Annotated in this window: 13 protein-coding genes; 9 read left to right on the top strand and 4 right to left on the bottom strand. The window is 64.0% G+C overall.

Features of this window, described 5'->3' with window-relative positions:
- The first annotated feature begins 106 nt into the window (after positions 1-106).
- The 3 genes from infC to rplT all read left to right on the top strand — a co-directional run bounded on the left by infC (position 107) and on the right by rplT (position 1,624).
- Positions 107-823, top strand: a complete 717-nt coding sequence (gene infC / locus PX52LOC_RS02825) for a translation initiation factor IF-3 (protein ID WP_218575272.1) — start codon at positions 107-109, stop codon at positions 821-823.
- Positions 824-1,015: 192 nt separating this feature from the next.
- Entirely contained in the window at positions 1,016-1,216 is a 201-nt protein-coding gene (locus PX52LOC_RS02830; protein WP_149108662.1) for a large ribosomal subunit protein bL35, read from the top strand.
- A 48-nt stretch (positions 1,217-1,264) separates the two neighbouring features.
- Positions 1,265-1,624, top strand: coding sequence for a 50S ribosomal protein L20 (gene rplT / locus PX52LOC_RS02835; RefSeq protein ID WP_149108663.1), 360 nt, complete (start codon positions 1,265-1,267; stop codon positions 1,622-1,624).
- 93 nt (positions 1,625-1,717) lie between these two features.
- On the opposite strand, the gene PX52LOC_RS42260 is transcribed toward rplT, so the two are convergent.
- Entirely contained in the window at positions 1,718-3,241 is a 1,524-nt protein-coding gene (locus tag PX52LOC_RS42260; RefSeq protein WP_168218775.1) for an EF-hand domain-containing protein, read from the bottom strand.
- A gap of 123 nt (positions 3,242-3,364) precedes the next feature.
- Here PX52LOC_RS42260 and PX52LOC_RS02850 point away from each other — a divergent pair, with 123 nt between their 5' ends.
- The 3 genes from PX52LOC_RS02850 to PX52LOC_RS02860 all read left to right on the top strand — a co-directional run bounded on the left by PX52LOC_RS02850 (position 3,365) and on the right by PX52LOC_RS02860 (position 6,432).
- Positions 3,365-4,180 carry an HAD family hydrolase gene (locus PX52LOC_RS02850; protein ID WP_168218776.1) on the top strand — a complete coding sequence of 272 codons (816 nt, stop codon included), beginning with the start codon at positions 3,365-3,367 and terminating at the stop codon, positions 4,178-4,180.
- Positions 4,181-4,321: 141 nt separating this feature from the next.
- Positions 4,322-5,500, top strand: a complete 1,179-nt coding sequence (gene argJ, locus PX52LOC_RS02855; RefSeq protein WP_149108665.1) for a bifunctional glutamate N-acetyltransferase/amino-acid acetyltransferase ArgJ — start codon at positions 4,322-4,324, stop codon at positions 5,498-5,500.
- Positions 5,497-6,432, top strand: a complete 936-nt coding sequence (locus PX52LOC_RS02860) for an ABC transporter ATP-binding protein (protein WP_168218777.1) — start codon at positions 5,497-5,499, stop codon at positions 6,430-6,432. Before argJ ends, PX52LOC_RS02860 begins: the two co-directional genes overlap by 4 nt.
- A 63-nt stretch (positions 6,433-6,495) precedes the next feature.
- Here PX52LOC_RS02860 and PX52LOC_RS02865 read toward each other — a convergent pair whose 3' ends face one another.
- The 3 genes from PX52LOC_RS02865 to PX52LOC_RS02875 form a co-directional block, all read right to left on the bottom strand.
- A complete protein-coding gene (locus PX52LOC_RS02865) occupies positions 6,496-8,790 on the bottom strand; it encodes an FdhF/YdeP family oxidoreductase (protein ID WP_149108667.1) in 2,295 nt (764 codons plus the stop codon).
- 83 nt (positions 8,791-8,873) lie between these two features.
- Positions 8,874-9,278 carry a carboxypeptidase regulatory-like domain-containing protein gene (locus PX52LOC_RS02870; RefSeq protein WP_246173636.1) on the bottom strand — a complete coding sequence of 135 codons (405 nt, stop codon included), beginning with the start codon at positions 9,276-9,278 and terminating at the stop codon, positions 8,874-8,876.
- Between the two features lie 114 nt (positions 9,279-9,392).
- Complete coding sequence (locus PX52LOC_RS02875) at positions 9,393-10,433, bottom strand: DUF1559 family PulG-like putative transporter (protein WP_149108668.1); 1,041 nt, start codon at positions 10,431-10,433, stop codon at positions 9,393-9,395.
- Between the two features lie 390 nt (positions 10,434-10,823).
- On the opposite strand from PX52LOC_RS02875, the gene miaB reads away from it, so the two are divergent.
- From miaB to PX52LOC_RS02890, 3 genes are read left to right on the top strand one after another with little or no spacing between them, the layout of a single operon-like run.
- The gene (gene miaB, locus PX52LOC_RS02880; protein WP_149108669.1) at positions 10,824-12,284 is read left to right on the top strand and encodes a tRNA (N6-isopentenyl adenosine(37)-C2)-methylthiotransferase MiaB; all 1,461 of its coding nucleotides are present in this window, start codon (positions 10,824-10,826) and stop codon (positions 12,282-12,284) included.
- A gap of 53 nt (positions 12,285-12,337) precedes the next feature.
- Positions 12,338-12,679, top strand: coding sequence for a Tse2 family ADP-ribosyltransferase toxin (locus tag PX52LOC_RS02885; protein WP_149108670.1), 342 nt, complete (start codon positions 12,338-12,340; stop codon positions 12,677-12,679).
- A 10-nt stretch (positions 12,680-12,689) separates the two neighbouring features.
- Positions 12,690-13,718: a hypothetical protein gene (locus PX52LOC_RS02890; RefSeq protein WP_149108671.1), complete on the top strand. Its 1,029-nt coding sequence runs from the start codon at positions 12,690-12,692 to the stop codon at positions 13,716-13,718.
- The last annotated feature ends 1 nt before the right edge of the window (position 13,719 follow it).

Genomic DNA, 13,719 nt, shown 5'->3' on the forward strand with positions numbered 1-13,719 from the left:
CAATAAGACCGCACCGCCAGGCATCGGGTTTTCGTTCCGCACAAGGAGTCTTGGTATCCCACCGTTCGATCGCAACGCCGCTCCCCGCGGCCCCACCGGCCCGCGGATGAATGAACAAATCCGAATCAGTCCGATCCGCTTGATTGGCGCGGACGCCGAGCAGCACGGCATCGTCCCGACCTTGCAGGCCCTGGAAATGGCCCGCGAGGCCGGCATGGACCTCGTCGAGATCGTGCCCACCGAGCGGCCGCCGGTCTGCAAGATCATGGACTACGGCAAGCACAAGTACGCCCAGTCCAAGAAGGCCCACCAGAAGACGCACCAGCAGAAGCTCAAGGAACTCCGCGTCCGGCCGAAGACCGGGACGCACGACGTGGAAACGCGGCTGAACCAGGCCCGCGGGTTCCTCCAACACGGCGACAAGGTGCAACTCAAGGTCCAGTTCCGCGGCCGTGAGATGCAGCACATCGAGGAAGGCCGGCGGATCATCGACGGCATGGTCGAGGCGCTGCTGGAAGTCTGCAAGGTGGAATCCCCACCGCGGATGGAAGGCAAGCAGATGACGGCCCTGCTCGCCCCGAAGGGCACGGGTGCCGCCGCCAAGCCGCAGAAGAAGCCGGAGAAGAAGCCCGAACCGAAGCCGGCGATAAAGCCACCCGGCGAGGCCGGGGCGAAGCCACCAGAAGCCGCCACGAAGCCAACCGACGGCAAGCCACCGGAGGCGAAACCCGCCATGAAACCGGACGGGCCGGCGAAGCCGCCCGAAGCCACCGCGAAACCGCCAGAAGCGAAGCCGGCCGCCCCGAAACCGCCGGGCGGATAAAGGGATTGGACGCGCGACCGAACTTTTCCTAAGATACTCCGTCCCAAATGGGACGCGATCCAACACCCGGGGCGACCCGGGTGTTTTTCCGTTTCCCGTACCCGCAGTGCCGAGCGGTTCGGCGCTGCCCCAGTGCAAGAGGGTCCTGAAGCCAACGACGTTGTCGTTGCCCCTCTCCACGGAGAATTGACCATGGCCAAGAAGAACAAGACGAACAAGTCGGTCCTGAAGCGGATCAAGCGGACCGCAACCGGGAAGCTGAAGCACGGCATCTGCGGTAAGCGGCACTTGAACGCCCACTTTAACGCGAAGCAACGCCGCCAACTCCGCGGCACGGCGATCACCACCGGGGCGATCGTCAAGAAGTACCTCATCGCGATGGGCGAATACTAACCCCCGACTTGTTCCACCACCAAAACACATTCATCAAGGACATAAGCCATGGTTCGCGCGGGTAGCGGCAAGACCACCACACTCCGTCGGAAGCGGCACCGGAAGCTCTGCAAGGGCTTCCGCCTGAGCCGCCACAATCTTTACCGGCAATCGATCTCGACCCTGCTCCGGGCACGCGCCTACGCCTTCCGCGACCGCCGCGTGAAGAAGCGGGAGTTCCGCAGCCTGTGGATCATCCGCATCAGCGCTGCCTGCCGGATGCGCGGCCTGCGGTACAGCGAGTTCATCCACGGCCTGCAACTGGCCAACGTGATGCTCAACCGCAAGGCGCTGTCGGAAGTCGCCATCCACGACCCGGCCGCCTTCGACCAACTCGTCGAACTGGCGAAGAAGTCGATCAAGAAGTAAGCCAACGGCCGAAGTTCAAACGCAAGAGGGGCCGGGTTTCTCACGAGAAACCCGGCCCCTCTTGCGTTGATTTATCAAGAACGAAACACCGCCTTACCGGCCGCCCGGCCCGCCCGGGCCGTTTTTGCTGCGACTGTTCCCCTTCTTGTCGTCCTTCTTGCTGTCCTTTTCCTTGTTCGCGGCCGCCGCTTCGCCACGGCTTCCGCCGCCGAACAGACTGCTCAAGCCACCACTAGGCCTCTCAGCCTTCGGCTTCTCGGCCTTTTCGGCCTTCTCTGGTTTCTCGCTGCTGCCGTCTCCGCTGCTGCCGCCCCACGGGCTGCGCTGGTCGCCGCTGCTCCGGCGATCATCGGCGAGGCTGCGGTCGCCACGATCGCCGCCGCGGTCAGCGGAATCGCCACCAAACCCACCCCGTCCGCCGCGTTCGGGCTTCGGAGCCAAGGACGCCATCGTGAAGTTCGGATTCTTATACCGCAGGTATTCTTCCGCCGTCAGCAGGCCGTCGCTGTTCAGGTCCATGGCCATGAACTCTTCCGACTTCCGGCCGTCCCGCCGCCACTCGTAGAGACCGACCTGGCCGTCCTCGTCGGTGTCGAGTTGCTTGAACCAACTCGGCAGGTCCTTCGGAAGTTTGCCGAATCGGAGGACGATCGGCTTAGGGTCTTCCTGAGGAATTTGACCCCGCCCGTCGCCACCCCAATTGCCCCACCCGCCTTGTTGGTCCCGGCCGTCCCGCCCTTGCCCGTACGGGTCGGCATTTCGGCGAGACCCCGAATCGGCGGAATAGGCTTGGGCCTCGGCCGCGTCGATGAAACCATCGCGGTTGGCGTCGTACTGGTCGAAGACGAACTTGAGTCGATCGGTGCTCTGGGCTTCCTGAAGGCTAATCCGCCCGTCCCGGTCCATATCGTATCGCGATAACGAGCCTAACCCCGACTGGTCGCCACCAGGGCCGCCTCGCCCTCCGCGGTCGCCGCCTGGGAAGCCGCCGCCCCTCGGATCCGTGCTCGTCGCCATCGGCGAGCCCATTGGGCCACCGCCGCCGCCACCACGTTGGGCTCGCATCGCTTCCATCCGCTTGGTGGACGCATCGCGATACTGGTCGATGGTGATCGTGCCGCTGGTCGGCATCGGTTCACCGCCGAATCGCTGAGCCATCGCGTTCGATCGTTCGCGGGTGGCAGCGGGAATCAGAGAGTAGTCGAGGGTGTTGCCACTGCCGCCATAAGAAGCCTGGAGTTGGGCAAACTGCCCATCGGCGAAGGATGTCGCACCGCCGCCCTGACCACCGCCAAAGTTTCCACCTCGGCCGCCACGACCGCCACCGCCGTCCTGACCACCAAAACCGCCCGGCTGGCCGCCACCGAAGCCGCCCTGGCCGCCGCCGAAGCCGCCCGGACCGCCACGACCACCGCCAGCGTCTTGGCCGCCGAAACCGCCCGGTTGACCGCCGCCCTTGCCGCTGCTGTCGCGACCGCCCTTGCTACCCTTGCCGCCGCCCGGCCCACCGCCACCGCCGCCGGGGAACTGGCCCTGGGAGTCGTCGGGGTTCATGCTGAGTGCGAAGACGGCGAGGCCGATCGGGGCCATCAGTTTGAAAAGTTTGAGCAGCCGCATGGGCGGACCCTCGAGGCGGAATATCGTGCTGATATACTAGTCTCGCGCGGGCGGATGTGTCACGCCTCATTCTCCAACCTATCATCGACCGTTCATATTCTCATCACCTCGGGAGTTTTCGCGATGCCGTTGCCGTTCGAGATCGTGAATGCCGCCGTGCGGCGGGGGCCATTCCGGGCGGTCGTGTTCGACTTCGACGGCACCCTGTCGCTGGTCCGCGAGGGCTGGGCGTTCCTCATGGCCGAACTCGGCCGCGATCACCTGGCGGAACGACAATTGATCCGCGAACCGGAATCGGACCTGCTGACCTATCTCGAACGCGAAATGCTCCTCCTGAGCGGTAAGCCGAGCATCTTTCAGATGCGGAGGCTGGCGGAAGAAGTCACGGCCCGCGGCGGCGTGGCACCGGACGCGGAGGCCCTGCTGGAGGAGTTCCTGCGGCGGCTGTTCGCCAAGATCGAGACACGACTGGCGGGCTTGAGGTCCGGGGCGGCGAAGCCGGCCGATTGGTGCGTGCCGGGGTCACACGACCTGCTCGACAACTTGCAGCGTCGCGGCGTAAAACTCTACCTCGCGAGCGGCACCGACCGCGGGTTCGTCGAGTCCGACATGAAACTACTCGACCTGGAGCGGTACTTCGGCCCGCGCGTCTACGCCCCGGCCAACAACACGCCGAACTTCTCGAAGGGCGACGTGATCGCGATGATTCTCCGCGATGAGGGCATCAGTGGCGACCACCTGCTCGGCTTCGGCGACGGCTATTCCGAGACGGTCGAAGTCAAGCGAATCGGCGGCGTCTCCGTCGGCGTGGCGAGCACCGAGCCGAGCGTGGCCGGCCTGAACGCGATGAAGCGCGACATGCTCATCGGCCTGGGAGCGGACGTGATCGTGCCGGACTACCGCGAACAGGCGGCGCTGATCAAGTGGCTGTGGGCGTGACAGAAGGGGAGTTCAAACCGTTCGGCGGTTTGGCGTCACCCCGGGCGATCGGCAAGAACCGGCCGCCGGCGCTGGACCTTACCCCCCGCAACTCCGAGATTCGCTCTCACTCACCGCGGCCCGCGTCGATACCATTCCTGCATGGAAAACTGGAACCTCCCCGCCGGCTTCCGTTACGCCGGCGTCGTTAGCGGCCTGCGAAGCGAGCCGGACCGCCGTGACATCGCGGTGATCGTCTCCGACACGCCCGCCGCCGCGGCCGGCGTTTTCACGCAGAACCGCGTCTGCGCGGCCCCCGTCCACGTCAGCCGCGCACGGCTGCCGCGGAAAGATGCCCACGCCATCGTGATCTGCTCCGGCAACGCGAACGCTTGCACCGGCGAGCAGGGCATGGCCGACGCGAGGCGGATGGCCGAAATCGTCGCCAACGACTTCGGCTGTTCGCCGGAACAGGTGCTCGTTGCCAGCACCGGCGTGATCGGCCGACCGCTGCCGATGGCGATTCTGGAAGCGGGCATTCCGAAGGCCGTGGCCGCGGCGAAGGCGGGGGCACCCGCCCTCAGCGACGCGGCCCACGCCATCCTGACGACAGACACGCGAATCAAGGTCGCCTCGCGGAAGGCGGCCGCGTACACCGTCACCGGCTTCGCGAAGGGGGCCGCGATGATCGGCCCGAACATGGCCACCATGCTCGGGTTCATCATGACCGACGCGGCCGTCGAGTCGCACGACATTCAACAGATCCTCAAGGAAGCCGTCGAGCCGACGTTCAATTGCATCTCCGTGGAGGGCCACACCAGCACCAACGACACCGTCCTCCTGCTGGCGAACGGCCACGGCTTTCCCCTCCGCGACGAACTACTCGACGAGTTCGCGGGCACGGTTCGGGAAGTCTGTGCGGAACTCGCGCGCAAGATCGCCGAGGACGCGGAAGGGGCGAACCACCTCATCACCATCCACGTCGTCGGCACCCGCAGCGACGCCGACGCCCGCACCATCGCGAAGGCCATCGCCGAGAGTGCCCTCGTCAAGACGGCCGTCTTCGGGGCCGACCCGAACTGGGGTCGCATCGTCTCGGCGGCCGGCTATTCTGGCGTGGCGTTCGAGGAACACGAACTGTCGCTGAGCGTCGGGCCGCACCTGCTCTACGAGAAGGGCCGCCCGCTGCCGTTCGACGCGGCGACCGTCTCCGGGTACTTGAAGAACAACCGCGAGGTGACGTTCGACCTGACGTTCACCCTCGGCGGTGGCCGTTGCACGTTCTACACCTGCGACCTGACGCACGAGTACGTCACGCTGAACGCGGACTACACCACGTGACGCCCCTGCTGCAACTGCACAACCTCCGGCGCACGTTCGGCGACTTCGTCGCGCTACACGACGTGACGTTGTCGCTCCCGCCGGGCCGCATCGGGTTGCTCGGGCCGAACGGGGCGGGCAAATCGACGCTCCTCAAAATCCTCCTCGGGCTGATCTCACCGACGGCCGGCATGGGCGAGGTGCTCGGCCAGCAACTCGGCGGCGACCGCGACGCCGCGAACAACTGGCAACTCCGGCGGCTCATCGGCTTCATGCCGGAGGCCGAGGCGCTCGTGCCGGGGTTGACCGGCGTCGAGTACGTGGCCCTGGCCGGCGAACTCTGCGGCATGTCCCGGCGGCAATCGCAACGCCGGGCGCACGAAGTGCTGAGCTACCTGCAACTCGAAGAGGCGCGCTACCGCCGCGTGGAGGAATACTCCGCGGGGATGAAGCAGCGGGTGAAGTTGGCTCAATCGCTCATTCACGACCCGCCGCTGCTGTTGCTCGATGAGCCGACGAGCGGCCTCGACCCGGCCGGCCGCGACGTGATGCTGAAGTTGATCCGCGAACTCGGCCGCGACCACGGCAAGTCGATCATCCTCTCGACGCACCTGCTGGCCGACGTGCAGGCGGTGTGCGAGCGGGTCGTCATCATGGCCGGCGGCAAGGTCCGCGGCATCGGCACGGTGGCCGAACTGTGTGCCGTCCGCGAGGACCGGATTCGCCTGCGAATCCAGGGCGAGGACGCGAAATTCCGGGCCGCGTTGGAGCACGCCGGTGTGACGATTCTCGCCGACAACGGCCACGGCGAGTGGCGGCTGACCGTACCGCCGGGCTGGTCGAATCTGCGATTCTTCGAACTCGCGGAACCGTGCGACACGGTCGTGCGGGCCGTCACCCGCGACGACGAAACGCTGGAAGAGTTGTTTTTGCGCACGGTGAACGCGAACTAACATTCTTGACGAGCCGAGCACCGTAAGGTGCCGGGTGGCTCTCGCCGACATTCACCCGGCACCTTACGGTGCTCGGCTCGCCAATTCCACCGTGATCACCACCCACTTCGAGGTCGGCGTGTTGCTCACGTCGGCGGTGCTGTCGATCGGCACCAGCACGTTCGTCTCCGGGAAGTAGGTCGCACAACAGCCACGCGGGATGTCGTACTCGACCACAATGAAGTGGTTCGCCCGCCGTTGTTCGCCGCGGAAGTGGCCGACGAGGTCCACCACGTCGCCGGCCTTGAGCTTGCGGTCGCGGGCGTCGTCGCGGTTCATCAGCACGACGCGGCGCTCGTTGTGGATGCCGCGGTAACGGTCTTCGAGGCCGTAGATCGTCGTGTTGAACTGGTCGTGCGTGCGGATCGTCATCATCACCAACTCGCCCGGCCCCACCTTCAAGTCGATCAGGTCCGACGCGGTGAAGTTCGCCTTCGCGGTCGGCGTCGGGAAGGTGCCGTCGCGCGGTTTGTTCGGCAGGTAGAAGCCGCCCGGTTCGCGGACGCGGTCGTTGTACCCGTCAAACCCCGGCACCACGCGGCTGATGGCGTCGCGGATGAAATCGTAGTTCGCGGCCAACTTGTCCCACGGCGTCTTCGACCGCGGGCCGAGGGTGGCGGCCGCGAGGCGGGCGACGATTTGCGTCTCGCTCAACAAGTGCGGCGAACACGGGGCGAGGTTGCCGCGGCTGCTCTGCACCACGCCCATCGAGTTCTCGGTGGTGACGAACTGCGCGACCTCGTTCTGCACGTCCCGTTCCGTCCGCCCCAGGCACGGCAGGATCAACGCCGTGCGGCCGGTGACGAGGTGGCTGCGGTTCAACTTGATCGAGACGTGGACCGTCAGCCGCGTGTTCTTCAACGCCTGGGCCGTGTACTGCGTGTCCGGCGTCGCGCTCAGGAAGTTCCCGCCGAGGCCGATGAACACCTTCGCATCGCCGGCGTGCATGGCCCGGATCGCCTCGACCGTGTCGTAACCCTTCTCGGCGGGGACCGTGAAACCGAACTCCTGCCCGAGCTTGTGGCCCCACGCCGGGACGTGTTCCCAGATGCCCATCGTGCGGTCGCCCTGCACGTTGCTGTGGCCGCGGACCGGGCACAGCCCCGCCCCTGGCTTGCCGATGCTGCCGCAGAGGAGGATCAGGTTCACCACGTCCTGAATCGTGGCGACCGCGTGCTTGTGCTGCGTCAGCCCCATCGCCCAGCACGCAATGATGCGGTCGGATTCCGCGATGACTCTCGCCGCCGCTTCGATCTCCTCGCGGCTCAGGCCGGACTGTTCGAGGATCGCGTCCCACCCGGTCGCATCGAGTGATCGCTTCAGATCGTCGAAGCCGGTCGTGTGGTCGCGGATGAACGCGGCGTCGATCTTGCCCCAGGAAAGCAGGCACTTCATGACGCCCTTGAGCAGCGCCTGGTCGCCGCCGATCTTCACTTGCAGGTACACGTCCGCGAGGGCCGTGGACCAGACACCGAGCATCCCGCGGGCTTCCTGCGGGTTGAGGAACGCGAGCAGCCCCGCCTCCTTCAGCGGGTTCACGGCGATGATCTTCGCCCCGGCCCGCTTCGCCTTCTGCAGCGCCGAGAGCATCCGCGGGTGGTTCGTGCCGGGGTTCTGGCCGAGGATGACGATGACCTGCGCCTTCTCGAAGTCTTCGAGCTTCACCGTGCCCTTGCCGATGCCGACCGTCGGCACCAGAGCCGACCCGCTCGACTCGTGGCACATGTTGGAACAGTCCGGGAAGTTGTTCGTACCGAACTGCCGGACGAAGAGTTGGTACAGGAACGCCGCCTCGTTCGAGGTGCGACCCGAGGTGTAGAAGATGGCCTCGTTCGGCGACGCGAGCGCGTTCAGCTCGTCGGCCATCAGCTTGAAGGCGCTCTCCCAGGTGATCGCCTCGTAGTACCGCGAGCCGGGCCGGAGGACGAGCGGTTCCGCCAGCCGACCGAACCGGCCGTGTTCGTAATCGGAGAGCTTCGAGAGATCGTCAACGCTGTGATCGCGGAAGAACTCGGCCCCGATGGTGCGACTGTCGGCCTCGAAGGCGATGGCCTTCGCGCCGTTCTCGCAGAACTCGGCGAACGCCCGGTGTTCGTCCGGGTCCGGCCACGCGCAACTCGTGCAGTCAATGCCGCCCGGCTGGTTGAGCATCATCAACGCCCGCGTGCCACGGACGACGCCCGCCCGCCCCCAAACGTGCTTCATCGACGACGCGACCGCGGGGAAGCCTGCCGCGACGTGCTTGGGGTCGGAGACGGTTAGGCCGGTGAACGCCTCGGGGCAGTCGGCCTCGGGAACGACGGGAAGGGAGTCACTCATCGTAGAATCCGGGAGGGGGACGCGAGTGCGGTTCCACCCTCCCATGATATCGGGCCGACTGCCCGACGCGCCGGGCATTTACTTCAGTTGGACTTCAACTCCAGGGTGCGGGTGGCCCCCTCCGCATCGACGTTGACCGTAAACCCACTTTGGTTCGGGTCGGCGTAGCGGGTCGGGAGCTTCACCCCCTTGCCGTACGGTGAACCCTGTTCGGTGTTCGTGACCGTGATCTGGTAGGCACCAGCCGATACGTTCAGAACTTCGGCCGTGCTGTCGGGGTTGAGGTTAACCTCGGTCACTTTTGAACCGCCCTGGTACAGGGTCACGAGGCCCGCCGTCAGGGTCGGTTTCCCGTCCACCGTGAGTTTGACGCGAAGGGCAGTCTTGGGGGCAGCGGCCTTATCGCCCCCGGCCCCGCAGCCGACGAGTGCGGGGAAGAACCCGACCGCAAGAGCCACGGTCATGGCCCGCAGGATGTTGAAGTACATTTGTGTGATCTCCTGAATGGATGGCGAAGGTTCGGGAACGCAACTGCCGGGCTGGGTTCGATCCAGCCCGGCAGTGAGAATGGCGTGGTGTGAGTGAGCGTTGCCGCTTCAGGGTCAGTCGATCGACACGACTTCGCCGCCGTTGCGGGTTCCCATCGCGCCCCAGACGCCGTACGGGCTGAAGCCCGTGATGGTCGCGCCGTCGGCGGCGATCGTTTCGGTGCCGGCGGCAATCGTGTCGCGGACGAACCGCACGCTGCCGTCGCTCATCGCGGCGTTCACGCCGCCGGTGTGGTAGCTGCCCGGCGTGTAGAAGCCCGTGCCCGATTCGTGGTCGTTCCGAGAGTTGCAGCGGGGCGCGTTGGGGGGGAGAATGGTTCGGAACTCCGAGTAGTAAACCCGCCCTTCCGCCATCCGCGAACCGGTGTCGTAGGACCCCGCCTGGGGGGTGTACGCCTTCGTGGAGGTGTTGTACAAGGCTCGGCAGTCGCTCGGGACGAGCGAGGTCGTGAACCCGAGGAAGCCCCGCCTGGCTTCCGACAGAAGGAGAGTGTTGCTCGTCCCGTCGGTCATGCCCTGCAAGGTGGGGCCGTAGCGATCGGGGGCGGTGCCACTGGTCGGTTGAACCAGGAACGCGCCGCGGCCGTTGGTCGCGGAGGGGTTCGCGGTGTCACCGGTGTTCATCATGTAGTTCCGCGGGGCCAGCCCGATGGGCGGCGAAGCTGTTTCCGACGGGCACTGGAAAGTCTTGACAACGGTAGCGTAGGGGGTAAAGCCCGAGTTCCAGGGCGACCCGGACGTTCCGTCCTTAAAGTTTGGGTGGTTAAAAATTGCGTTGTGGAGGGGCGCCTGCTCGATGTAAGGCAGGACGTACATGAAACCGCTGAGGGTGTCATAAATCGGTGCCGCGCCGCGGTTCGTGGTGCCGATGGGCGCACAGTAGCGGACGCTGGGCAACCCGCCGTTGACGTCCTGGAACGAGTGAAACGCCAACCCCATTTGTTTCAAATTGTTCTGACAGGTGCTGCGGGCGGCGGCCTCACGGACCTTCTGCACGGCCGGCAGCAGCAGGCCGATGAGAATGGCAATAATCGCAATGACGACCAACAACTCAATGAGCGTGAAACCACGCCGGGCGGATGGATTCTGACGCATAGACAATCCTCGGATAAAAAGGGCAATGGTTAAAGAGGGTTGATGCACCTCGTGGGGCCAACGGAATCGAAAACGATGGCGAGACCGGCAATTGAATTGCCAGCATTCAACCAGGGCGGGTGGGCAAGGAGGCGGGCAGGTTTGCTAAGAGATATGCTGTGGGAGAGCAATTATCCGTAGCGTTTTCATAAATGATATCGACATGAGAACCATATCGTCAACACGAATAGAGCCGTGAATCTGAGAAACACGGACCATCGATTCAAATATCGTCAGACAATCAATCTGCATACCATCTAATTATGAGGGCCTTTACCGGTCGGCCAACCTCATCAGTTCCTACAATTTCTTTCTTTTCCCCTCGGCCCCGTTGATAACGGAACCCCGATCATGACCGCGAAGAAAGTCTACATCGAAACCGTCGGCTGCCAGATGAACGTGCTGGACAGCGAACTCGTCATCGGTGCCCTCCGCAAGCAGGGCTACGACCTGACCGACACGGCCGCCGACGCCGACGTGCTGCTGTTCAACACTTGCTCGGTGCGGGAGCACGCCGAGGAGAAGACGTACTCCGCCCTCGGCCGCGTGGTGCCGCACAAGAAGCACAACCCCGGCGTGGTCGTCGGCGTCATCGGGTGCATGGCCCAGAAGGACCAGCACGCCATCCTCGACCGCGCGCCTTACGTGGACATGGTCGTCGGCACCGGGCAACTCGCCCGCATCCCGGAGTTGGTGGAAGAAGTGAAGCGGACCCGCACGCCGCAGTTCGCGGTCAGCCTCGGCCGGGCCGACGGCGGTCGGCACGAAGTCGAAGCGAGCTTCGAGAGCTACGACCCGACCCGCGACCCGTCGATGCGGCCCACGCCGTTTCAGGCGTTCGTCCGCATCCAGATCGGCTGCGACAAGTTCTGCACCTACTGCGTCGTCCCCAGCACCCGCGGCCCGGAGCAAAGCCGACAGCCGGACCACATCCTCGCGGAAGTCCGGCAGCTCGTCGAACAGGGCTGCAAGGAAGTCACGCTCCTCGGCCAGACGGTCAACAGCTACGTCTACGAACACGGCGACGGCCGCCGCACGCGGCTCAGCGACCTGATGGCGGCGATGCACGACACGCCGGGGCTGGACCGGATCAAGTTCGTGACGAACTACCCGAAGGACATGACCGACGACCTACTCGACGCGGTGCGGGAACTGCCGAAGGTGGTGAAGTACCTGCACGTCCCGGCCCAGTCCGGGTGCGACGAGGTGCTGAAGCGGATGAAGCGGAACTACACCGTTGCCTCGTACCGTGAAATGCTGGCCCGCTGCCGCGAGAAGGTGCCCGGCGTGTCGGTGACGAGCGACTTCATCGTCGGCTTCTGCGGCGAGACGGAGGAGAGTTTCCAGAAGACGATGGACCTCGTCCGCGAGTCGGTGTTCAAGAACTCCTACATCTTCAAGTACAGCGAGCGCACCGGCACGAAAGCCGCCGACCGCTACCCCGACGACATCGATGAAGAGGTGAAGAAGCGCCGCAACCAGGACTTGCTCGCCGTGCAGAACGCGAACAGTCTCGCCGACCACCAGGCCCAGATCGGCAAGACGACGAGCGTCATCGTGGAGCGGGCCAGCCGCCACGGCAAGCGCGAGACCGGCCCCGTGAAGCAACTGACCGGCCACACGATGGCCGACCACATCGTCGTCTTCGACGGCCCCGACCGCCTGATCGGCGAGATCGTCCCGGTGCGAATCGACGACGCCAGCCCGTTCACGCTCTACGGCGAAGTGCTGACGGGCGAAACGGTGGGGGTGAGTAGCGAGGCGAAGCCGAGAGCGGCACGGCCGAGGCGGATCGGGTTGAACACGGTTTGAAGGCTCGGGTATGATGCATCCGAAGCGAGTGGCCCGTGAAACTCTTCCGCGTCATGAAAGTCGATCCCGACGGCAAACCGCTGGTAGGAACTCGCGGATACATGCTCGGTGTTCGGCCTCAGGGACACACGGGTCGACCCGATGTAAACGCGGCGGTGGACTCCGATCTCGTGAAGCCCGGCGAAGGACTTTCGACTTCCCTTCTGCCGGAGAAGTTGAAAATCGGGAAGAATGAGGCGATGTTCGCGATTGAAACGGACGCCCTTGGTCCGGCATTGGAGGCGGCACCTGACCGCTCGCCGCACTACCTGATTCAGCCGAGACAGGACGTGACGCTCGCCGAATTTCAGCAGTCGCTGGCCGACACGCGGGATTTGTGGGAGCCGGTACAATAGGGTCACGAACATGATCGCACTCGACAAACTCCGTTCGGCCCTCGTCTCGCCCCAACCGTGGAGCGCGTTAGACCGCTTGGTGCGTGCCGAACTCTCGCAAGGCCGGCTCACGAGGCAGATCCGCGAAGAGCTAATCGGGATGGAAGAGCAGGCCCGCGACACGCCGGGGTTCAACGACGACTCGGAAGAGGCGTTGCACGACATCATCGACGCACTAGCGGGAATCTGCCCGGCGCAGTACGCATACCAGAATCCGCCGGTCCTGCCGACGGAAGAGGAAATTGCGGAGTTGCCGCTCCGGGCACAATTGGCTTTGGCGGTACGATGTTCCGATATAGTTTTCCCACTCTCACAGGTGGATACTAGAGGAAATCCACCCATCAAGAGAGAAGCCTGTCGTTTGGCGTTTGAAACGCTGACACAAAATCTCTCGGCTCCGTTGCCGAATGATTTTGCCGTCGCTCCGAAATTAGTTGAAGCCATCTCAATGGAAGCATTTGAGCAAGTTAATGAAGTCACTCAAGAGAATGGTGAAATTTTGACCATTCACTCAGGTGGACACGTTATTAACGCTTCGAGCAAAGTGCTATCAACTGCGATGTTCGCCTTGAGGTCAATTGTTCAAGGGAACGCGGAAGAGCTAAGCTCGCATGTCAAAACTTGTCTGGATTTAGTCGCAAATGCCACTCTACGATACGGTGACTTCAAGCCGTACCTTCGAAGAATTTTCGATGATCTAATGCGCGTATCCGAGACATTAGGATGGAGCGATGACGCTTTGGTTTCACTCGATGTTTTTGGTCCAAAATTTAGGGCTATGCCACCAAGAGACTGGCCACAAGATATGGGCCATACATCACACTCATGTGTGCCAATCGATCTTGCACAAAATCAAGACATAGGAGAGCGTGAACTAATCGAAGAAACTCTCAACATTTTCAATGCCCTTAACGAATATCACATCTCGCGAGGCGGCCAACCTCTGACCCTGAACGACTTACAGCCATTCATTCCCGCACTTGTTCGGGTGGGAGTGTAAG

This window comes from Limnoglobus roseus (assembly GCF_008254045.1).
GTDB classification, from domain to species: Bacteria; Planctomycetota; Planctomycetia; order Gemmatales; family Gemmataceae; genus Limnoglobus; species Limnoglobus roseus.

Excerpts from the sequence above, each read along its gene's own strand:
- PX52LOC_RS02890 (WP_149108671.1), top strand. The coding sequence starts at position 12,690 with ATGATCGCACTCGACAAACTCCGTTCGGCCCTCGTCTCGCCCCAACCG.
- argJ (WP_149108665.1), top strand. The coding sequence starts at position 4,322 with ATGGAAAACTGGAACCTCCCCGCCGGCTTCCGTTACGCCGGCGTCGTT.
- PX52LOC_RS02885 (WP_149108670.1), top strand. The coding sequence starts at position 12,338 with ATGAAAGTCGATCCCGACGGCAAACCGCTGGTAGGAACTCGCGGATAC.
- PX52LOC_RS02875 (WP_149108668.1), bottom strand. The coding sequence starts at position 10,433 with ATGCGTCAGAATCCATCCGCCCGGCGTGGTTTCACGCTCATTGAGTTG.
- rplT (WP_149108663.1), top strand. The coding sequence starts at position 1,265 with ATGGTTCGCGCGGGTAGCGGCAAGACCACCACACTCCGTCGGAAGCGG.
- miaB (WP_149108669.1), top strand. The coding sequence starts at position 10,824 with ATGACCGCGAAGAAAGTCTACATCGAAACCGTCGGCTGCCAGATGAAC.
- PX52LOC_RS02830 (WP_149108662.1), top strand. The coding sequence starts at position 1,016 with ATGGCCAAGAAGAACAAGACGAACAAGTCGGTCCTGAAGCGGATCAAG.
- PX52LOC_RS02865 (WP_149108667.1), bottom strand. The coding sequence starts at position 8,790 with ATGAGTGACTCCCTTCCCGTCGTTCCCGAGGCCGACTGCCCCGAGGCG.
- PX52LOC_RS42260 (WP_168218775.1), bottom strand. The coding sequence starts at position 3,241 with ATGCGGCTGCTCAAACTTTTCAAACTGATGGCCCCGATCGGCCTCGCC.
- PX52LOC_RS02870 (WP_246173636.1), bottom strand. The coding sequence starts at position 9,278 with ATGTACTTCAACATCCTGCGGGCCATGACCGTGGCTCTTGCGGTCGGG.
- infC (WP_218575272.1), top strand. The coding sequence starts at position 107 with ATGAATGAACAAATCCGAATCAGTCCGATCCGCTTGATTGGCGCGGAC.
- PX52LOC_RS02850 (WP_168218776.1), top strand. The coding sequence starts at position 3,365 with ATGCCGTTGCCGTTCGAGATCGTGAATGCCGCCGTGCGGCGGGGGCCA.